The sequence below is a fragment of the Arthrobacter sp. NicSoilB8 genome, assembly GCF_019977355.1.
Lineage (GTDB): Bacteria > Actinomycetota > Actinomycetes > Actinomycetales > Micrococcaceae > Arthrobacter.
Genome location: NZ_AP024655.1, coordinates 4625772 through 4646712, shown reverse-complemented (window position 1 = coordinate 4646712; position 20941 = coordinate 4625772). Strand labels below are relative to the sequence as shown.

16 protein-coding genes are annotated in these 20941 nt (G+C 67.4%); 9 read left to right on the top strand and 7 right to left on the bottom strand.

The window, feature by feature from the left end:
* Position 1: 1 nt before the first annotated feature.
* The 3 genes from LDO15_RS21010 to LDO15_RS21000 form a co-directional block, all read right to left on the bottom strand.
* Positions 2 to 970 (bottom strand): carbohydrate ABC transporter permease, encoded by a 969-nt coding sequence (locus LDO15_RS21010; protein WP_223982074.1) that lies wholly within the window; start codon positions 968 to 970, stop codon positions 2 to 4.
* On the bottom strand, positions 967 to 1917 hold the full coding sequence (locus tag LDO15_RS21005) for a sugar ABC transporter permease (RefSeq protein ID WP_223982072.1): 951 nt from the start codon (positions 1915 to 1917) through the stop codon (positions 967 to 969). The genes LDO15_RS21010 and LDO15_RS21005 overlap by 4 nt, the downstream gene beginning before the upstream one ends.
* A gap of 102 nt (positions 1918 to 2019) precedes the next feature.
* Positions 2020 to 3336 carry an ABC transporter substrate-binding protein gene (locus tag LDO15_RS21000; protein WP_223982070.1) on the bottom strand — a complete coding sequence of 439 codons (1317 nt, stop codon included), beginning with the start codon at positions 3334 to 3336 and terminating at the stop codon, positions 2020 to 2022.
* 266 nt (positions 3337 to 3602) lie between these two features.
* Here LDO15_RS21000 and LDO15_RS20995 point away from each other — a divergent pair, with 266 nt between their 5' ends.
* From LDO15_RS20995 to LDO15_RS20955, 9 genes are all read left to right on the top strand, one after another.
* A complete protein-coding gene (locus LDO15_RS20995) occupies positions 3603 to 4928 on the top strand; it encodes a hypothetical protein (RefSeq protein ID WP_223982068.1) in 1326 nt (441 codons plus the stop codon).
* A 178-nt stretch (positions 4929 to 5106) separates the two neighbouring features.
* Complete coding sequence (locus tag LDO15_RS20990; protein WP_223982066.1) at positions 5107 to 6123, top strand: LacI family DNA-binding transcriptional regulator; 1017 nt, start codon at positions 5107 to 5109, stop codon at positions 6121 to 6123.
* 185 nt (positions 6124 to 6308) lie between these two features.
* Complete coding sequence (locus LDO15_RS20985; RefSeq protein ID WP_223982064.1) at positions 6309 to 7610, top strand: sugar ABC transporter substrate-binding protein; 1302 nt, start codon at positions 6309 to 6311, stop codon at positions 7608 to 7610.
* 109 nt (positions 7611 to 7719) lie between these two features.
* Positions 7720 to 8616, top strand: coding sequence for a sugar ABC transporter permease (locus LDO15_RS20980; protein ID WP_223982063.1), 897 nt, complete (start codon positions 7720 to 7722; stop codon positions 8614 to 8616).
* A 1-nt stretch (position 8617) separates the two neighbouring features.
* Positions 8618 to 9616: a carbohydrate ABC transporter permease gene (locus tag LDO15_RS20975; protein ID WP_223982061.1), complete on the top strand. Its 999-nt coding sequence runs from the start codon at positions 8618 to 8620 to the stop codon at positions 9614 to 9616.
* A gap of 3 nt (positions 9617 to 9619) precedes the next feature.
* Positions 9620 to 10714, top strand: a complete 1095-nt coding sequence (locus tag LDO15_RS20970) for a glycosidase (RefSeq protein ID WP_223982059.1) — start codon at positions 9620 to 9622, stop codon at positions 10712 to 10714.
* A 67-nt stretch (positions 10715 to 10781) separates the two neighbouring features.
* Complete coding sequence (locus tag LDO15_RS20965; protein WP_223982057.1) at positions 10782 to 12899, top strand: hypothetical protein; 2118 nt, start codon at positions 10782 to 10784, stop codon at positions 12897 to 12899.
* Between the two features lie 32 nt (positions 12900 to 12931).
* Entirely contained in the window at positions 12932 to 13996 is a 1065-nt protein-coding gene (locus LDO15_RS20960) for a hypothetical protein (protein WP_223982055.1), read from the top strand.
* A gap of 183 nt (positions 13997 to 14179) precedes the next feature.
* Positions 14180 to 16807, top strand: coding sequence for a trehalase-like domain-containing protein (locus LDO15_RS20955; RefSeq protein ID WP_223982053.1), 2628 nt, complete (start codon positions 14180 to 14182; stop codon positions 16805 to 16807).
* Positions 16808 to 16865: 58 nt separating this feature from the next.
* Here the strand turns inward: LDO15_RS20955 and LDO15_RS20950 are convergent, their stop codons facing one another.
* From LDO15_RS20950 to panD, 4 genes are all read right to left on the bottom strand, one after another.
* Positions 16866 to 17870 (bottom strand): DUF1524 domain-containing protein, encoded by a 1005-nt coding sequence (locus LDO15_RS20950; protein ID WP_346655973.1) that lies wholly within the window; start codon positions 17868 to 17870, stop codon positions 16866 to 16868.
* 313 nt (positions 17871 to 18183) lie between these two features.
* Positions 18184 to 19311: an FAD-dependent oxidoreductase gene (locus LDO15_RS20945; RefSeq protein WP_223982051.1), complete on the bottom strand. Its 1128-nt coding sequence runs from the start codon at positions 19309 to 19311 to the stop codon at positions 18184 to 18186.
* 87 nt (positions 19312 to 19398) lie between these two features.
* On the bottom strand, positions 19399 to 20325 hold the full coding sequence (locus tag LDO15_RS20940; protein WP_223982050.1) for an AEC family transporter: 927 nt from the start codon (positions 20323 to 20325) through the stop codon (positions 19399 to 19401).
* Between the two features lie 177 nt (positions 20326 to 20502).
* Positions 20503 to 20931: an aspartate 1-decarboxylase gene (gene panD / locus LDO15_RS20935; protein ID WP_223982048.1), complete on the bottom strand. Its 429-nt coding sequence runs from the start codon at positions 20929 to 20931 to the stop codon at positions 20503 to 20505.
* Positions 20932 to 20941: the final 10 nt, after the last annotated feature.

The window sequence follows — 20941 nt, the reverse complement described above, 5'->3', positions numbered from 1 at the left end:
TTTATCCTTTGCTGGAGCCGAGGGTCAGGCCCGCCACGAAGTGGCGCTGCAGGAGCAGATAGATGACCAGGGCCGGAATCGCCGTGATCATGGCGCCGGCGGCGATCAGGTTGTAGTTGGAGAGGAACTGGCCTTGGAGGTTGTTGATGGCGGTGGTGACCGGAAGGCGGTCGCCGCTTTGGATGAACAGCAAAGGCCAGAAGAAGTCGTTGTAAATGAAGATCACCTGGAGCGTGCCCATGGCGGCCAGGGCAGGCCGGCACAGCGGCAGGATGATGTCCCAGTACTGGCGCCAGACGCCGGCGCCGTCCACCAGGGCCGCCTCGGTCAGTTCGGGGGACAGGGCCTTCATGTAGTTCGAGAGTACGAAGGTCACGAAGCCGATCTGGAAGGCGGTGTCCACCGCGATCACGCTGATGTAGGTGTTGAGCAGGTTTCCGGAATCGCTGAGCGCGTAGGGCAGCTCGAAGTGTTTGAACATTTCAAAGAGCGGGGCCGCGAGCACCTGCGGGGGCAGCAGGTTTCCGGCGGTGAACATGATCAGCAGCGTGATATTGAACTTCCAGCTCACCCGGCTGACGGCGAACGCCATCATGGAGGCGAAGAAAAGGATCAGGAACACGGACGGGACCGTGATGAGCACGGAGTTCCAAAACAGCTGGGCAAAGCCGCCCTGCGTCCAGGCCTGGGTGAAGTTGTCGAAGTTGAAGGCGCCCCCCGTGCTGAAGTAGCCGTACTTGTCCGTGTCCGCTTTGGGCCGCAGGGCCGTGAAAATGGCCCAGCCCAGGGGCACCAGCCAGATCGCCGCCATGACGATCAGGAAAACATGGGTGCCGTAGTGCCGCTTGCCCTGTTTGTTGTTGGCCGGCCGGCCGGGCTTGGGACCGGTCCTGCCCGCGCCGGAGCTGGGCCGGCCGGCGTCCGCCGGGGTGCCCGCTGCGGCGGCATCGGTTGGATGGGCGATGCTCATGCCTCTTTGTCCTTTCCGAACGCGCGGGACAGGTAGAAGGTGATGGGGATCAGCGAGATGACGAGCAGGATGACGGCCAGGGCCGATCCGATGCCGATCACCTGCCCCTCGCCCACCAGGTTCTGGATGACCAGGGCGCTGATGAGTTCCAGGCCGTTGGTGCCGCGGTTGATGACGTAGACGATGTCGAACGCCCGGAGGGATTCGATGACGGTGATGACGATGATGATGACATTGACCGGGCGCATGGCCGGGAAGATCACCCGGAAGAAGGTCTGGACCGCGTTGGCACCGTCAATCTGGGCGGCTTCACGCAGCGTCGGGTCCACTCCCTTGAGCCCGGCCAAGTAAAGGATCATGACGTAGCCGGCATGCCGCCACGTGGCGGCGAACAGGGCTGCCCAGATGTTGACGCTGGAATCCCCGAACCAGTCCACGGCCTGGGGCGTGCCCGCCGTGCCGAGGAGGAAGTTCAGGAGGCCGCTGTCACGGTTGTAGAACAGCTGCCAAATGATCCCGATCAGGGCCAGGGAGAGCATGACCGGGGCGAAGAAGATGCTCTGATAGATCCTGGTGCCGCGGATGTTTTGGTCCAGGAGCACGGCCAGCAGCAGCCCCAGCGGCGTGGCGACGAGGGCCAGGAACACCAGCCACAGCACGTTGTGCTGCACGGCGGGCCAAAACGGCGGGTAGTCCTGGGCGACGAACAAGTAGTTCTCGACGCCGGCGGGCTTGATGTCGGTCAGCTCCAGCCCGTTCCAACGGGTGAAGGACAGGCCGACCGACATGAGGGTGGGGATCCAGACCAGGACGAGCTGGATCAGTGTGGGGATGCCCACCATCATGCCGAGCACCACTTTGTCGCGGCGGGACAGCCGCCGAACCCGCCGCGCGGGTGCGGCAACTGCTCTGCGCCCCCGCGACGACGGATTGGTAGAGACACTCATGGAGATTCCTTGCCTTGGGAAATGCCTTGGGGAAATGCTTTTGGGAAATGCCTGCGGAAGTGCCGGGGAAATGCGGTCGTAAATGCGGGCGGGGACGCGCCGCTACTGGGCGGCGTACAGGGACTTGGCCTGGGCTTCCAGGTTCTTCACATCAACGGTGCCGTCCTTGATGAAGGTCTGCAGGGCCGGGATCATCACGTTGTTGGCCATGGCGGGCAGGGCGTCACGGTCGAAGAACTGGCTGATGTTCTTGGCGCCGCTGATGGCCTCGGCCAGTTTCTTGTTCAGCGGCGTGAACTTCGAGGTGTCCGCGCCCTTGGCGGTGGCGATGTTGGACGAGTCCACCGAAGCGTACACATCCTGCCCTTCCGGGGTTCCGACGTAGGCCAGGAAGTCCCGGGCGGCTTGGTTCTGGCCGCCCTTCTTGGAGAGCAAGAGGCCGTCGATGGGTGCCTCGATCGCGTCCCGGCCTTCCATCGCGATCTCCGGGAACGGGAAGAAATCGATGTCGTCGGCGATCGCCTTGTCCGTGTACTGCTGGGTGAGGAAGGAGCCGAGCAGGTACATGCCCGACTTCTTGTCCGCGAGGGATTTCGCGGAGTCCTGCCAGGTCATGCCGAGGGCGTTCGGGTTCTGGTACGGCAGCAGCACCTTCCAGGTGTCGAAGACGTCGCTGACCTTCTTCTGGTCCCAGCTTTCGCGGTGCGCGGTGAGGTCCATGTGGAACTGGTAGCCGTTCAGGCGCATGTTCAGGTAGTCGAACGTGCCCATGGCGGGCCAGCCGTCCTTATCCGCGAACTCAATCGGGATCAGTCCGTCGCCCTTCATCTTGGCACAGAGCGCCTTCAGCTCATCGAACGTCGTGGGGACGGCGTAGCCCTTCTCCGTCCACAGGCTCTTCCGGTAGAAGAAGCCCCAGGGGTAGTTGTAGTTCGGGATCAGGTACATCTTGCCGTCGGCGCCCGTCGACGCCTTCTTCAGTGCGTCGGAGTAGTTTCCGCCGACCTTTTCCCAGACGTCGTCGATCGGGGCGAGCAATCCCTTGCCGGCGTAGTACTGCATGCGGTAGCCGGCGAACCAGGTGAAAGCATCGTCCGGGCTGCCCTGGAGGTAGGTGTTGATCTTGTTCTGGAAGTCATTGTGCGCCACAACATTGGTGGTGATCTTGATGCCGGACTTCTTCTCGAAGGCGTCGGTCACCGCCTTGTAGGCAGCCTTGGGGACCTCGTCCGAGGATCCGGAACCGAAGGTGGCCGTGTTGGCGCCGCTGCTGGCAGGTGCACTGCCGCCCGTGCAGGCCGAAAGCAGGGGAATACCGGCCATCGCGACTGCTCCGGCGCCGAATGTTTTCAGCAGCGTCCTCCGGTCCCACCCGCCTTGGCTGGAGGCCCGGAGCAGTGCGTCTTCATGCATGGTCATAATTTCTCCTTTGAAATAACGCGGGTGGCGTGAAGCAGCTCACATAATTAGATATCATAATCGCACAATAAGGAACGTCAAGTAGCAAAAAAGAACATTGCGGTTCAAGCGGCCGCTGCGGCGGGAGCCGCCTCCCCTGCCGGATCGGTTCATTGACTAAGTGCCGCTGCGCTCTTAGCGTTAAGCCCCTCAGGGTGCCGACGTGGTCCGCCGGCAGGTGGTGGCGCCCGGATCCGCGGATACATGGCGAAAACCCAGGTGCACCCATGAAGATCAAGTCCACAGCCGCCGCCACGCTGATCGTCCTGCTGTTCCTGGGCGGCCTGCTGGGTGGCGGATCCGTGCCGGCGACGGCTGCGGGAATCGCCTATTACGTGAGCGCGGACGGCAGTGACGCCAATGACGGGACTTCACCCCAATCCGCCTGGCAGACCCTCGATAAAGTCAACGCCGCTGCGCTGCAGCCCGGGGACTCTGTCAGTTTTCGCCGAGGGGACGTCTTCTCCGGCGGGCTGGACATCAGCCGGAGCGGCACCGGCCGGCTGAAGATCACCCTGAACGCCTACGGGAGCGGCGAGCTGCCCATGGTCACGGGGGGGCTGGCCGGCACGTGCGTCAGGTTGGACGGTGACTTCATCGCCGTCGACGGCTTGCAGGCGGAATCGTGCGGTTATGCGGGTTTCAGCGTTTACGGCGACCACGGGTCCGTGCGGAACTCCGCCGCGAGGAACAACGCCGCAGGCATCAAGGTGAGTGATGGCTCCGACTTTGGCAACTATGCCAACAACACGCTCGTCGACAACAACATCATGAACGTCAACACCCCGGGATCGGAGTGCGGTACGGCGGCGGCCGTGCAGTGCAGTGACGATTCGGGCGCCTTTGGCTTCCTCATCAACGGCAGCGATAACGAGTTCTCCGGCAACACCATCACCGGTTCCACTGCGTTGTCCTACGATTTCGGCCACGACGGCAGCGCGATTGAAATCTTCAACGGCAGCCGGAACAGGATCCACCACAATGTTGCGGTGGATAACAACGTCTTCTCCGAATTGGGGCGTGGAGGCGACGGCACCGCCGACGGCAACACGTACAGCTACAACCTCGTCCGGTCCACGTGCTACCCAGGCTGTTCCCAGGCCATGGGGCTGATTGCGCGCGGCGGAACGTCGTCCTTCGGCCCGACCAACGGCACCACGTTCGAATACAACACCGTGTGGCTCGACGGCCCGGACTCGCAGGCCGTCGTCTGCCACGCCTCATGCCCGGCCTCCACCGTCATCAGGGGGAACATCCTCGTGGCGGCGCGCAACTCGCTGTGGATGGACGGTGCCGGCTGGACGGAGGAACAAAATGTCCTCAACGGCCCCACCAACATTGTTCCCAGCCCCACGTCCACCACCGAGCCGGCCGGGTTTGTGAATGCACCGGCCGACCTCCATCTTTCCGGCACGAGCCCGGCCATCGACCGTGCAGGGTCGAGCCCGTTCCCCATGGATCTGGACGGCCGGCAGGCCACCCAAAACGGGGACTGCCAGGGCGGCGGCGCGGCCGATGCGGGAGCCTACGAGTACAAGCCGGCCAACTGCTAATCTGGCGCCGCGGCGGCACCCGGGACGTCCCGCCGCGGCACCTGGAAGGCGACGGCCTGACAGGATGCCGGGTCCCGATCCTTGACAAAGACCAACTGAACCGGTTTAGTAATACCCATCACTTAACCGGTTCAGTGCAGCATGCTGCCAGCGAACCAGACCCGAAGGGAACGGCTCCATGGCAGTTACCATCAGCGACGTCGCCCACGCGGCCGGCGTCAGCAAGGGTGCCGTGTCCTACGCCCTCAACGGCCAGCCCGGCGTCAGCCCGGACACCCGGGAGCGCATCCTCAGGGTGGCCAAGGACCTCGGCTGGAAGCCGAGCCTGCGGGCGAAGGGGCTGTCCTCCGCGAAGGCCTACGCCCTGGGCCTCGTGGTGGCCCGGGACCCCTCCCTGTTGGGAACCGACCCCTTCTTTCCGGCCTTCATTGCCGGGATCGAGACGGCGCTCGCGGAGCACGATTACACCCTGGTCCTGAGCGTCGCCACGGCGCCGGGCGCCGAGGAACGCTGCTACCGCAAACTGGTGGACAACGGCAGGGTCGACGGCGTGATCCTCACCGACGTCCGGCACAAGGACTCCCGCATCCCGCTCCTGCTTGAGCTCAAGCTGCCTGCCGTCACGCTGAACCGCCCGGACGCCAGTTCGCCGTTCCCGGCCGTCTCCGTGGACGAATCGGCAGGCATCGTGGCGGCGGTGGAACATCTGGTGGGCCTCGGGCACCGCCGGATCGCCCATGTGGGCGGAGGGCAGGAATACATCCACGGCCAGGGCCGCCGCAAGGCCTGGGAGGATGCACTGGCCGCCGCCGGTCTTCCCGCGGACCATTTTGCCGGCGCCGACTTCACCGCCGCGGGCGGGGCGGCCGCCACCGCCGAACTGCTCCGCCGGGCCGACCGGCCCACGGCAATCGTCTACGCCAATGACCTCATGGCCACGGCCGGGCAGTCCTACGCGCAGTCCCTGGGGCTCAGCGTCCCGGGGGACCTTTCCGTCGTCGGCTACGACAACGCGGAGTTCACCCAGTACCTGAATCCGCCGCTTACCACCCTGGCCACCGATCCCATGCTCTGGGGCCGGGTTGCGGCCCAGGTCCTCCTGAACCAGCTGGCCGGGGCGCACGGCGGGGAGGATACCGTCCTGCCGGCGCCCCGCCTGGTGGTCCGGGCCTCCACCGGCCCGGCCCCGGCCTGACGCCCCAGGCCTCCACCGGCCCGGCCCCGGCCTGACGCCCCAGGCCTCCACCGGCCTGACCCCGGCCTGACGCCCCAGGCCTGACCCGGCCCGCCCGAAACCAGCCCGCACGACCCCACCTTTCGTCCCGCACGAACACCCACCTCTGGCACTGACCGTCAGAAAACCCCTCCCAAGGAGACGCAATGAAGCGCTTTTCAACTGCCGCGCGAGTCTTGTCCGTGGCCGCCCTGACCATCATGGGAGCGGGCCTGGCCGGCTGCGGCGGCGGCGCCAGCGGCGGCACCGCCGAGTCGGCAACAACGGCCAAGGGCCCCATCAAGATCTGGTACTCGAACAACGAGTTCGAGGTCAAGTGGGGCAAGGCGATGGTGGAGTCGTGGAACTCCGCCCACCCGGACCAGAAGATCGATGCCCAGGAGATCCCGGCCGGCAAGAGCTCCGAGGAAGTCATCGGCGCGGCCATCACCGCCGGCAACGCCCCGTGCCTGGTGTTCAACACCGCGCCCGTCGCCGTTCCCCAGTTCCAGAAGCAGGGCGGCCTCGTCCCGCTGGATTCCTTCCCCGACGGCGCCCAGTACATCAAGGACCGCACCGGCGACCTCGCCGACCAGTACAAGTCCGCGGACGGCAAGATGTACCAGCTGCCCTGGAAGTCCAACCCTGTGGTGCTGTTCTACAACAAGGATCTCTTCACCAAGGCAGGCCTTGACGCCGAGAATCCCAAGCTGGGCACCCAGGCCGAATTCCTGGATACCGCCCGCACCATCGTGAAGTCCGGGGCCGCGGCCAATGCGGTCTGGCCGTCCCCCGCCAGTGACTTCTTCCAGTCCTGGTTCGACTTCTACCCCTTCTACGCCGCAAACTCCGGGGGCGAGCCGCTGGTCAAGGATGGCAAGGCCACCTTCGACAGCGACCAGGGCAAGCAGGTCGCCACCATGTTCCAAACCCTGTACAAGGAAAACCTGGCCTCGAAAGAGGTCTACCAGGGTGACTCCTTCGCCGAGGGCAAGGCTGCCATGTCGCTGGCCGGGCCGTGGGCCATCGCCGCCTACAAGGACAAGGTCAACTGGGGTGCCGTGCCGGTGCCGGCCGCGCAGGCCCAGACTGAAGGCTCCACGTTCTCGGATGCGAAGAATGTCGCAATGTACTCTGCCTGTGAGAACCAGGGCACGGCCTGGGAAGTCATGAAGTTCGCCACCAGCAAGGAACAGGACGGCAAGCTCCTCGCCGACACCGGCCAGATGCCGATGCGCAAGGACCTCCCGGCCGCCTACGCGGACTACTTCGCCAAGAACCCCCTCTACAAGCAGTTCGCGGAGCAGGCCGGCCACACTGTCGAGGTGCCGAACGTGGCCAACTCGGTTGAGGTCTGGCAGACCTTCCGCACCGCCTACGCCAAGTCCGTGATCTTCGGCAACGAAAGCGTAGACGCCGCGTTCAAGGCCTCTGCCGAGAAGATCAACCAACTGGCAGTACAGAAGTAGCGGGTGAATCTCCATGTCACTTCGCTCAGCTGACGGCGCCGCGGCCTCCGGCCAAACTGCGGGGGACAGCACGCTCCCGGCAAGGGACCGGAGGCCAGCGGACCGGCGGATGGCGCCCAGGAAGCGTAAAAACTTCCTGGGCCGCCAGCCCCTGGGCCTGCTCTTCAGCGCCCCCTACGTCATCTACGTCCTGGGTGTGCTGGCGTTTCCGCTTGGCTACGCCGTCTACATTTCGTTCCACGACTATTACTTCACCGCGCCGCGGGTCAAGGTTGACCGCCCGTTCGTGGGCCTGGATAACTACATCACCGTCCTGACGGACCCCGCCGTGCAGCGTTCTTTCGCCAATATCGGGATCTTCCTGCTCATCAACGTCCCGCTGACCGTGGGCCTGTCCCTGGTCCTGGCCAACGCCCTGAACCGTGTCACGAAGCTCAAGACCTTCTTCCGGGTCAGCTATTACGTCCCGTACGTCACGGCGAGTGTCGCCGTCGTCGGCGTCTGGCTGTTCCTGTTCCAGCAGAACGGCCTGGTCAACTCGGTACTTGGCCCGCTGGCCCCCAACCCGTCGTGGCTCGTGAACTCCTGGCTCGCGATGCCGACGGTGGCCCTGTTCGTGACCTGGAAGCAGCTGGGGTTCTTCATCCTGCTGTATCTGGCCGCGCTGCAGAACATCCCGGACGAGCTGTACGAGTCCGCCTCGGTGGACGGCGGCAACAAGTGGGTGCAGTTCTGGAACATCACGGTTCCCGGCGTCCGCTCGGCCAGCGTGCTGGTGACCCTGCTGGCCACCATCACCGGCGCCAACCTGTTCACGGAACCGTACCTGCTCACCGGCGGCGGCGGCCCGGACGGGGCCTCCACCTCGCCGGTATTCCTGATGTACCAGAAGGGCATCCTGCAGGGGAATCCCGATCTGGCTGCCGCACTGGGTGTGGTGCTCGTGATCGGCGTGCTGCTGATTGCCCTGATCCAGAAACGCCTCGTGGGCGGGAAGGAGGACTGACATGTCGATTCTCAACAAGGCGGCTGCGCCCAACGATGAGAACAACGGGAGCAACAACAGTAACGAGCGCAACGGCGCCCGGCGCCCCGGAGGTCTTCCCGGCGGCCGCACCGGCGGCCCCGGCCGCCCCGCCCGGAAGCAAACGGCAGGCGCCTCCGGCGTGGAGAAGCGCAGGAGCCTCGGCCTTGGCAGCTTCGTGCTGCTGGCCCTGGGCGCGTTCGTCTTCCTCTTCCCGTTCTACTACATGTTCATCGGCTCGCTGCAGACCTCACCGGACACCTCGGTGGCCGGGGCGTTCCCCGACCCGGCGAACATCACCGGCGAGAACTACACGAACATCAACAACTCCATCAACCTGCTCAAGGGCCTGATCAATTCGGGCATCTTCACCGGCGGCGTCATCGTCTTCACCGTGGTCTTCGGCCTCCTCGTGGGGTACGCCCTGGCGCAGATGCACTTCCGTGGCAAGGGGCTGGTGTTCGGCATGATGCTGCTGGTGCAGATGATCCCGTTCCAGCTGCTGCTCATCCCGCTCTACGTGATGATCGTGCGGGACTACGGCCTGGCGGACACGTACCTGGGCATGATCCTGCCTTTCGCAATCAACTCCACTGCCGTGTTCGTCTTCCGCCAGTACTTCATGCAGCTGCCCTCCACCCTCTTCGAGGCGGCCAGGATCGACGGCGCCTCCGAGCTGCGGATCCTGTGGCAGATCGCCATCCCGCTGGTGAAGCCCGCAATTGTCACGGCGGTCCTGCTGACCTTCATCGGGCCGTGGAACGAGTTCCTCTGGCCGTTCCTGGTCACCAAGGACCAGTCCATCCAGCCGCTCGCCGTCTCGCTGGCGAACTACATCTCCAACATCTCCGCAACGGCGTCCAACCCGTTCGGCGCCATTCTGGCGGGCGCCTGCGTCCTCGCAGCACCCGCCGTCGCGCTCTTCATCTTCTTCCAGCGCCAGTTCATTTCCACCAATATCGGTTCAAGCGTAAAGGGTTAATCTATGACCTCCCCCCAGACTTCCGCACTGCCCACCGTCCCGTTCACCCTCACCCGCGCCGGGGTCATCATGACGCCGGAACCGGGCAACGAATTCGAGGCCGAGGGCGTGCTCAACCCGGCCAGCGGCCGCGGTCCCGACGGCGAGCTGTACCTGCTGCCGCGCCTGGTCGCCGAAGGCAACGTCTCCCGGGTGGGACTGGCCAAGGTGATCATCGAGGACGGCGTCCCCACCGGCGTCGAACGCCAGGGGATCGTCCTGGCCCCCGACGAGGGCTGGGAACGTGGCCTGAACAACGCCGGCACCGAGGACCCCCGCACCACCTGGGTCCCCAGCCTCGGCAAGCACCTCATGACCTACGTCGCCTACGGCCCGCTGGGCCCGCGCCTGGCCTTCGCCCACTCCGAGGACCTGCGCCACTGGGTACGCCTGGGCCCGTGCCTGTTCGGCTACCAGGCCGATCTCTCCATGGACCTGAACCTCTTCCCGAACAAGGACGCCGTGTTCTTCCCGGAACCGGTCAACGACCCCGACGGTGTGCCTTCCTACGCGATGCTGCACCGCCCCATGTGGGACCTCGGCTGGATCCGCGAGGGCGAAGGCGAGCACCTGCCGGCCGGCGTCACCGACAACCGCCCCGGCATCTGGATCTCCTACGTGCCGGTCGCAGACGTCGAAAAGGACATCCGCAACCTCGTCCACATGGCCAAGCACCGCCTCGTGGCCCTGAGCGAGTTCCCCTTCGAGGAACTGAAGATCGGCGGCGGCCCCGCCCCGATCCGGGTCGAGGAAGGCTGGCTGCTGATCCACCACGGCGTTTCCGGGGAACTGGCGAAGTCTGCGTTCGACCACCAGCAGAACGTCAACTACACCGCCGCCGCGATGATCCTCGACGCCGAGGATCCCTCCAAGGTGATCGCCCGCAGCGACAAGCCGCTCCTGGCGCCCGAGACCGAGGACGAGATGTCCGGAATCGTGCCCAACGTCGTCTTCCCGACCGCGATCGAGAAGATCGGCGAGCAGCTGTTCGTCTTCTACGGCATGGCTGATTCGAAGATCGGCGTCGCGAAGCTGGACCGGATCCCCGCCGCCAACTAGCGGCGCCGTCCCCGCCCGCCGCCAAGCCAACCAGCCGCCCCGCCGACCAGCCAGCCAGGAGCCACCGATGACGACCAACGATGTCCGCTCGAAACCACTACGAAGCCGATCCGCAGCCGTCGCCGTGGCCGCATCGATGCTCCTGCTTCTGGTCCCACCCGCTGCGGATGCCGCCAGCGCGGCCCCCGCAGCGGGGGCGGCAGCTGCCCCGCACGGGGAGACGGGACTCACCACCCCGGCCGCCGCGGCGCCCCTGACAAACCTGTCCCACCTGAATTTCCTGGTGGACACGGTGCCGCTGGCCCCGGTGGACGGCCACACCACCTACCAGATCGCCGAGCACCCCTCCGCCCAGGCCCCGTGGACCTACGCGGACAAGAAGGCGGACGGCAGCTACACCCGGATCGGCGGCGGAGACCTCGATCCAGCCACCGGCCACTGGAGCCAGGGCGCCTTCAACGCCGACGACATCGCCCGGACCGCCGTGGTCTACCTGCGGCACTGGCAGCAGACCGGCGACCCCGCCAGCAAGGAACACGCCTTCCAGGCCCTGCGCTCACTGACCTACCTGCAGACCGTGAGCGGCCCGAACGCCGGCAACGTGGTCCTGTGGCAGCAGGCCGACGGCACCCTGACCCCGAGCGCCAAGCCCGTGGAACTGCCGGACCCCTCCGACTCGGCCGAGTCCTACTGGCTGGCCCGCACGGTCTGGGCCCTCGGCGAGGGCTACGCCGCCTTCGCCGGCGCCGACCCGGCCTTCGCCTCCTTCCTCCAGGAACGCCTCCACCTCGCAGTCGGCTCGCTCAACAGGCAGTCCCTCGCCAAGTACGGCACGTATGACACGGCCGACGGCGTCAAGGTCCCGGCCTGGCTGATCACCGGCGGTGCCGACGCCTCCGCGGAGGCCGTGCTGGGGCTCGCCGCCTACGTCAAGGCCGCCCCCGGCGACGGCCTGGCCGCCACGGCGCTGGCCCGGCTGAGCGAGGGAGTCGCCGGAATGTCATCCGGCTCCGCGACGGAATGGCCGTTCGGCGCGATCCTGCCGTGGAACAAGTCCCGGACGCTCTGGCACGCGTGGGGCGGGATGGCCCCGGCCGCCGTCGCCGCCGCCGCCGGCGTCCTCCACCAGCCCCGGCTGCTTGAGGCCGCCGTGAAGGACTCGGCACAGTTCACCCCGCAGCTCCTGGCCGCGGGCGGCCCGGACAACGCCTGGAGCCCCACGCCCGGCGAGGCCCAAATCGCCTACGGGGCGGACTCGCGCGTTCAGGGCCTCGTGGCGACAGCGAACGCCGCCAACGCCCCCGGCCTGCTGGACCTCGCCGCCATCACGGCCGGCTGGTTCTTCGGCGCCAACCCCAGCGGGGCGCCGGCCTACAACCCCGCCGCCGGCACCGCGATCGACGGGATCGAACCCGACGGCCGGGTGAACCCGAACTCCGGCGCCGAATCCACCATCCACACCCTGCTGACCATGCTGGCCCTGGACAACAACCCGGAGCTGAAGGCCAAGGCCCTCGGGATCGACCGCACCGTCGCCACCCACGGCCTGAGCGTCGTCGAGGCCGAATCCGGCGCGATCACCGGCGGCGGTTCGGTCATCAGACCCGCCTCGGCCTGGACCGGGGAAGCCAACATCTCCGGCGGCGCCTACGTCTCCCTGTCCACCGGCGCGTCCCTGAGGGTGCCGCTGCCCGCAGCGGACGAACCCCGGAACATCTACCCGATCGTCAACCAGGGGATTGCCCCCTCCGGCAGCACCAGCTGGACGGCGGGCAAGGGCCCGCTCGGCAGCACCCGCAACGGCGGCGCCGGTGCCCAGGGAATCACCGACGCGCCGGGCATCCTCTTCCCGTTCGCGCTGAAGCGCGCGCTGCCCGCCGGGACAGCCGCCGTCGTCGGCACCACGGACGGCGACGTCGCCCTGGACGCCCTGCTGGTCCAGCCGCAGCTCTCCACTGTGTCGGTCGCCGGTCCCGGCGGCGAGGCCACCCTGTACGTCAGCGCCGCGCCGGAACGCATCGAACGACCGGTGAACCTTCCCGCCGGTTTCCGCCTGAGCCAGGAGGCTTTTGACGCTTCCGGCCGGCCCCTCACCCCCAGTCCCATGCAGGATGCGGCGGACCAATCCGGCCGAGTATCTGTAGCCCCGGGCGGATTCACCCGGGTGACGCTGGTCCGCAACTAATGGCATGCACTTCACAGACAGGAAAATCCCACATGCAGAAAATCACCACCGAGGCACTGCGCACCAGTTACGAGGCAGCGCTCCTGTTCAGCAATCCGCTGACGGACACCATCTCCACCGAGCAATTCTCCGCCGCGTACCCCGAGTGCCCGGAATGGGCTGTGGGCCCGTTCCGCAAGGATGATTCCCTGACCTTCCGGCGAGTCCGGGACTGGGATGACCCGGCCGGCATCGGCTGGACTGCGGATTCGATCTTCAATCCGTCCATCATGGAGCGGGACGGCAAGCTCTACCTCTTCTACCGTGCCTCGCCGCGCAAGGAATCAGTCTCGAGCCGCATCGGTGTTGCCGTTTACGATCCCGAGACCGGGTGGCAGGACAACCCCGGGAATCCGGTTATCTACCCCACCATGGACAACGAGATCCTCGGCTGCGAGGACCCAAAAGTGTATCTGGCCAATGGCCGGTACTACATGTTCTACAACGGGATCTGGACGACCGACCAAGGCACTGAGCAGGGCGGGGAGAATCCCGAGGTCTACCCCCTGGGCGATGTTGGCTGCGACATCAACGCCGCCGTGTCCGACGATCTGATCCACTGGGAAAAGCTCGGCCTGGCTGTCCCGCACGAGATTTCGCGCTATTGGGCCAAGGGGGCGGTGATCCCCAGGAACGCCCACGGCGAAGCCGTCAAGATTGACGGGCACTACCTGATGTATTTGTCCGAGGGCTGCGGTGGAACCACCCACGTTGGACGCTCCACTGACCTGGTGGACTGGACCTTTGAGCCGCAGGACTACCTGGACCTCGGACCGCTGGGCGGCTCACTGCACGAGGTGGCCTGCGCAATCGTCAGCGACGGCGAGCGGCCCGAGCTGGTCCTGGATTTCTTCTACGCCGACGCCGACGGCCAGTTCGCCGCGGCGCAGGCACTGTACGACATCAGCCGGCCCTTCACCCAGAAAGCGCTCAACCGGGGGGGATCACTGGCATGGGGAGGGCTGCTCAAATTCGGCGGCAGCTGGGTCTTTGCACAAGGCTGGGATGCCCCCGCCGGGTCCAGGGAAATGTACTTCTACCGCGCCGACCCCAGCTAGCACCCAAGCGCGGGAGGTTCGGTCCCCAGGGCCCCCGCAAGGGTGTCCTTGGCTGCCACCAGACGTTACATAGTTGCAACAGCCGGGACACCCTTGCGAAATCGGCCCCGGAGGATACTGGTAGTACGTCCTCACCGGACGATTCTCATGCAGGCATTGGGGACTATCCGAAGGACGGCGCCCGTGCCCACTCCGCTGAACCAGTCGCTCGCTGACTCCGCACTGCTGACCAAATCGTTGCCGCTGGGCCTGCTGCGGGCCTTTGTGCAGACTGACGCCGCCGACGACGGGCTGACGCCGCAACTGCTGGCCGAGCTCAAGATCCTGGCCCGCACCCCCGGGCTGCTGGTGGCCTGCAACTACGGCGGAACGCTCTGCACCGCCGAAGGCATCTCGACCGAGACCCTGCCGCTGGGCAGCGCGGCCATTGCGTTGCGGGCGCTGGCAGCCCTCCCAAACACCCACGCCGCCGTCATCTCGGGGCGTTCCCTGCGGGATCTTGCCGCCGTCTCACGGCTCCCCGCGGAGGTGCACCTCGTCGGCTCGCACGGCGCGGAGTTCGACATGGGGTACGCCCACGGGCTGTCTCTCGCCACCGAATCCGTGCTCCAGCAGGCCAGCCAGGCGCTCGCCGAAACGGTGGGGGCCTACCGGGGCATCAGCATCGAGCGCAAGCCCGTCGCGGTGTCCGTCCATACGCGCCCGGCCGCACCCGACATCGCTGCGCTGGCCGCTAAGCAGGCGGAAGAGATCGCGCGGGTTCACGGACTGTCCTTTATTGTGGACGGTTCTGTCCTGGACCTGTCCGTGGTGGAACCGTCCAAGGCCTCCGCGCTGGAGCACCTCCGCTCCGTGCTCGGCGTCAGCGCGGCCCTCTACGCCGGGGACGCGTCCAGCGACGAGCTGGCCATGGCGACGCTGCGCGGTCCCGACATGGCGCTGCGCGTGGGGGAGGGCCCCACCGTGGCAGGCCACCGGCTCCGGGACCCGGAGTCGTTCGCCCGTGTCCTGGCGATCCTGTTTGAGCTGCGGAGGGCGTGGCTTTTCGGCGAGGATGCCGTGGGCCTGGAGCGGCATTCGATGATCGGCAACGGGTCCTCCACCGCGCTGATCACGCCGGACGCGAAGATCTGCTGGATGAGCCACCCGCTGCCGGACTCCGGGTCGCTGTTCGCCCACTTGCTCGGCGGCGACGCGGCCGGCCACTTCTCCGTGGAACCGGTGAAGTCCTCGCAGGTCCTGGGCCAGCGGTACGTGGACAGCACCATGATCGTCGAAACCCGCTGGGCCGACGTCACCGTGACGGACTACCTGGAACCGGCGCCGGCGGGCATCACCAGCCTGGTCCGGGTGCTTTCGGGCACCGGCACGGCCCGGATCGTGTTCGCCCCGCGGCCGGACTACGCGAATGCGCCGTTCAGCATGGAGGCGCGCGGGACGGAGCTGCACGTGGTGGGAACCGCGGATCCGATCATCCTCCTGGCGCCCGGCGTGACTTTCTCCATCACGTCCGACGGCCGGCACGCCACCGCCACGGGTGACGTCGACCTGCGGGACGGGCCGGTGGTCCTCAACCTGCGCTGCGGCGATACCGAACCGCAGCCCGAGGTGCTGGAAGACGAGACGGAGCGGCGCTCCGCCGTCGCGCATCATTCCCGGCGCTGGGTCCATGAGCTGCAGATGCCGGGCGTGAAGCCGTCGCTGGTCCGCCGGTCCGCGCTGGTGCTGCGCGCCCTGGTCCACGAACCCACCGGTGCCGTCCTGGCCGCCCCCACCACCTCGCTGCCGGAAGGAATCGGCGGGACCCGGAACTGGGACTACCGCTATTGCTGGCTGCGGGACGGGTCCATGACGGTCAACGCCCTTGTGGACCTGGGCTCCACGGCCGAGGCGGAGGGTTTCCTGGCCTGGCTGGGCCGTATCCTGGCCCACGCCCCGGGCCCGGAGTGGCTGCACCCGCTGTACTCGGTGACCGGGGCGCCGCTGTCCACCGAGGCGATCATCGAGAGCCTGCCCGGCTACGCGGGCTCCCGCCCGGTCCGGATCGGAAATGCCGCCGACCATCAGGTGCAGCTGGATGTGTTTGGCCCGATTGCCGAGCTGATCGACGCCCTCAGCGCCCGACAGGGTGTGCTCTCGGATGACCACTGGGAGCTGATGACCCAGATGGCCGCGGCCGTGCTGGCCCGCTGGCATGAGGCGGACCACGGCATCTGGGAGGCCAGGCGGGCGCCGCGGCACCATGTCTACACGAAGGTGATGTGCTGGGTGGCGCTGGACCGGGCGCTGCGCGCGGCCGCCCGGCACGGCCGCGAACCTCTGCCGGCCTGGGCGTCGACGGCGGCCACCATCCGGGAGGAAGTCCTGCGCGAAGGCTGGGACGAGTCGGCGTCGTCCTACACCGTGGCGTACGACAGCCCGGACCTGGACGCGGCCGTGCTGCACATCGGGCTCTCCGGCCTGCTGGAGGTCAACGACCCCCGCTTCCTGGCCACCGTCACGGCGGTGGAACGGGAACTGCGGGTGGGGCCCACCGTCTTCCGTTACAGGTACGACGACGGGCTGCCGGGCCTGGAGGGCGGCTTCCACATCTGCACGACGTGGCTGATCGAGGCCTATATCGCCGTGGGCCGGATCGAGGAGGCCTGGGACCTCTTCGACCAGCTGGTCAACCTGTTCGGGCCTACGGGGCTGCTGCCGGAGGAATACGATCCCGGCACGGAGACCCACCTGGGCAACCATCCCCAGGCCTATTCGCACCTCGGCTTCATCCGCTGCGCCCGGCTCCTGGGCGAGCACCAGAGGAACTGATCAACGGTCCCCGCACTGACCGGCAACAGGGCAACTGCACAGCGACGGGGGCACCTGGCTACTCGCAGCCGACGCCGTCCCCGTCGCGGTCCAGCCTGCTGCTGTACCCCGGCTGGCCGATGTGGATGGGTGCTGCGCCGGCGGCGCGGACCGCGGTGCAGTTCGCGTAGGTTACCGCGGCAGGTGCGGGTGCGGGTGCGGGGGCCATCTGGACCTGCGCCGGGGCGGGTTGCTGGGCGGGCGCGGGTGCCGCGGCCTGCGCGGGAGCGGCGGCCGGCTGGTTGGTCGGTGCCAGGGCGTCCGGGCAGTCGGCGAGGACCCGGGCCATGGCGTCGTGCTCGGCCTGGGTCACCCAGAGCCCGTAGCTGGATTTCACCGAGATCTGGCGGGCGACGTAGCTGCAGCGGTAGGACTTGTTCGGCGGCAGCCAGGTGGCGGCGTCGCCGTCGCTCTTGCTCTGGTTGGCGGGGCCGTCCACGGCCAGCAGGTTCAGCGGATCGTTGGCGAAGGACAGCCGCTGCGCCGGGCTGAGCTGCTGGGCGCCCTTCTGCCAGGCGTCGCTGAGGGCCACGACGTGGTCGATCTGGACTGCGGTGCTGGTGGCGTTGCCGCGCAGGAAATTGATGGCGGCCGCCGTGTAGGGGTCGTTCAGGATGCCGGAGAGCACCACGCAGTCCCGCGTTCCGGGCTTGAGGGCGAGGGCCTTGAGGTCGCGGCGCAGCATGTCATTGCGGGTATCGCAGCCGTTGTGGTCGACGTCGGCCCAGGCCGGGCCGAACTGGTTGCGCGAATAGCCTGTCTTCGGCGCGCGGCCCTTGACGGGCAGCGTCGCCAGCACCTGAAGCGCCTTGCTGGCGAAGGCCGGCTGCTGGTGCGGGGCGCCGACGCCGGGGACGTCAACCCCGGGGGTGGTCTCGGGATCAAGCGGGGTGCCGTCCGTGCCGGGTGACGCGGTGGCGGTGGCGGCCGCTGTGCCGGGGCCGACGACGCCGGTCCCGGCAGCCGGGGTGGCTGTCCCGGGCCCGGCGCACGCCGTCGTCGCCACGAGCAGGAGGCCGGCCACGCCGCGGACGATCCAGTCGACCGCGCCGATCTTCCGGCCGCGCGCGCCCTGAGCCCGGACGCCATCTGCCTGGAAGCCATCTGCCTGGAGCCTGCCGCGTTGAACGCTGACTGATTGAACGCTGCCAGATTGGACGCTGACTGGTTGGACGCTGTGCAATTCTTCCCCACTCCGTGCTGTTGCCCCTGATATCCGCGGGGCGGCCTAAGACCGGTCCCAGCCTACCGGCGCACACACCAACGCGGGGTCACATCGCGCCCATGCCGGGGCTCAGGATGGGCGCGATGTGACCCCGCGTTGCTTTTGGCGGGGGTCAGGAACGGGCGCGGGAGGCCGAGAAGATGGCCGGCGCGCCGCCGTCGCCGGTGGCGAGGTCTGCCAGGATCCGGCCCACGGCCGGCGTGAACTTGAATCCGTGGCCGGAGAAGCCGGCGCCGACCACCACGGGGCCGATCCGGTCCAGGATGAAGTTTTCATCCGCGGTGGTCGTGTAGGTGCAGCTGACGTCGGTCAGTGAATCGGCGTCGACGCCCGGCAGCCAGTCGCGGGCGTAGCGCTGCAGGGCCGCCCGCTGGCCGGGCTCCGGGGCGAAGGTCCGCCGGTCCGGGTCCACCACGGGGCCAACGCCGTGCCATCCGGCCTTGATTCCCTCGCCCGGCGTTTGCATGCCGTAAACGGGCGAACGCCAGTAGGCGTATGCGTCCCCGTGGCCGGGCATGTGGTTGAAGCCCGGCCACTGGGCGGCGTCGTCCGTAATGGCGAAGTGGGCGGGCTGCTCCTGCGTGACCGTGAGCCGGGGCAGGGGCGCCACCCCGGCGAGCAGCTTCGCGGTCCAGCCGCCGGCCGTGACCACGGCCTGTCTCGCGGAGAGCGTCTCGGTCCGGCCGCCGGACTCGACGGTGAGCAGGACACCGTCGTCGAGCACCTTCAGCTCCAGGACCTTGACGTGATGGCGGATCTCGGCGCCGAGGCCGGCGGCGAGGCGCTGCATCGCCGGCAGCGCGGCGTCGGGGTTCAGCTGGCCGCCGTCCGCCATGTGCAGCACGCGCTGGTCGAACCGGATGCCCCGCCAGCGGTCGGCTGCTTCGTCTACGGAGAGGAACTCCGCGCGGAGCCCGGCGGCCAGCAGTGCGTTGCGGATCCGGGGCAGCCTGGGGTCGGTGCCGTGGTTGACGACGCCGGTCCGGGCCAGCAGGCGCTCGCCGCTGTCCGCTTCGAGCTCGTTCCACAGCCGGGCGGACTCGGCCAGCAGTGCGACGTAGTCCGGATCCGCGTAGCCGGGATTGAAGTTCCGGGTGGTGCCGTGGGAGGCGCCATTGCGGTGGCCGGGCCCGAACTGCTCCAGCAGGGTCACGTTCCGGCCGCGACGGGCCAGCGCCCATGCCGTGGCGGAACCCATCGCGCCGCCGCCGACGACGACCGTGTCCAGGGTTGTGTTCAAGAATCCTCCTCCGGGGTTGGTGCCGGCCCGGCCAGACAGGGCCAGACCAACACAGGGCCAGACCAACACAGGGTCAGCCCGGACGGGTCAGGCCAGCAGCAGGGCCACGCCGATCATGGCAGGCACAGCTACCACCGTAGTGATCAGCACGGTGTCCTTGGCTACTGTGACGCCGGTGCGGTAACGGCTGGCCGCGACAAAGACGTTTTGGGCGGTGGGCAGGGCCGCGGTGACGACGGCGGCGAACAGCGCCTTATCCTCCATGCCGAGGGCAAAGCGGGCAAACAGGTACGCGGCCAGCGGGTGGACAACGAGCTTGAAGAAGCTCGCCAGCAGGGCGTCCAGCTGGCGTCCGTCTGCCGCCGGCAAGGGTTTGGAGCCGTTCAGGCTCATGCCGAAGGCGATCAGCATGGCCGGGATGGCCGCCCCGCCGATCAAGTGAATGGGCTCCAGGACCAGCGGGGGCACCTGCCAGCCCGTCCCGGCCACCACAAGGCCGAGCGCGGACCCCACGATCATCGGGTTGCGCAGGATCATGAGCACGAAGCCCAGGGGTGTGGTCCGGTGCGAACTGGTGGTGGCGTCCAGGGCCATGAGGAACAGGGGAGTGAAGAACGCCAGCTGGAAAATGAGCAGGGGCGCCACATAGCTGGCATCACCGAGCACGAAGACGGCGATGGGAATGCCGAGGTTGGCCGAGTTGGCCAGGGACGCGCTCATGGAGGAGATGAGGGATTCCGGTACCGGGCGCTTGAGCGCGAAGCGCACAATGCCAAAGAACAGCACCGCCGTCGTTATTGCCCCTACCGCCGTCACGAGCAGCGGCGCGGCAAAGACGTCGTGCAGTTTGGCCTTGCTGAGCGTCTCGAACAGCAGGGCGGGGCTGGCCACGAAGAACGTCAGGGCGCTGAGGACGGAGCGGGCGTTCTCGCCCAGGATGTTGCGGCGGCCCACGAACATGCCGACCAGGATGATGGACCAGACGACGAAGAAGCCTGCCAGTACCCCTAGCACGCGGCTCTCCGCAGCGGGGCGGGAGGGCGGCGGGGAGGGGTCACCGTTCCAGAGTAATCAGCTTTATTCCGCGGACCGTCCTATTACGCCCGACGGCGTGCTGGTGCGTGTCACGCGCGGGCCAGGTAAGGCCCGCGTGCGGCAGGCGCGGTGCGGGACGTTGCCGTGTTGTTACGGCTAGTTGAGGGCGGCGTTGTTCAGCGAGTGCGGCGGGCGCAGGAGGCCCGGCGTCATGCCCTCCGCGGGGTCGTTGCCGATCTGGACAATCTTGTTGTCCTGATCCACATGGACCACCCTGGGGTTGTACGCCTTCGCCTCGTCCGTGGTCATCTGGGCGTAGGTGATGAGGATGACAATGTCGTTCTCGTGCATCAGGTGGGCGGCGGCACCGTTGATACCAATCACGCCCGAACCGCGCTCGCCGGCAATCGTGTAGGTCTCAAGCCGGGCACCGTTGGTGACGTCGACGATCGCCACGAGCTCCCCGGGGAGGATGTCGGCCGCCTCCAGCAGATCCAGGTCGACGGTGACCGAACCGACATAGTGAAGGTCCGCGTGCGTGACCGTCGCGCGGTGGATCTTGGATTTGAATATTGTGCGATTCATAACGTCACCA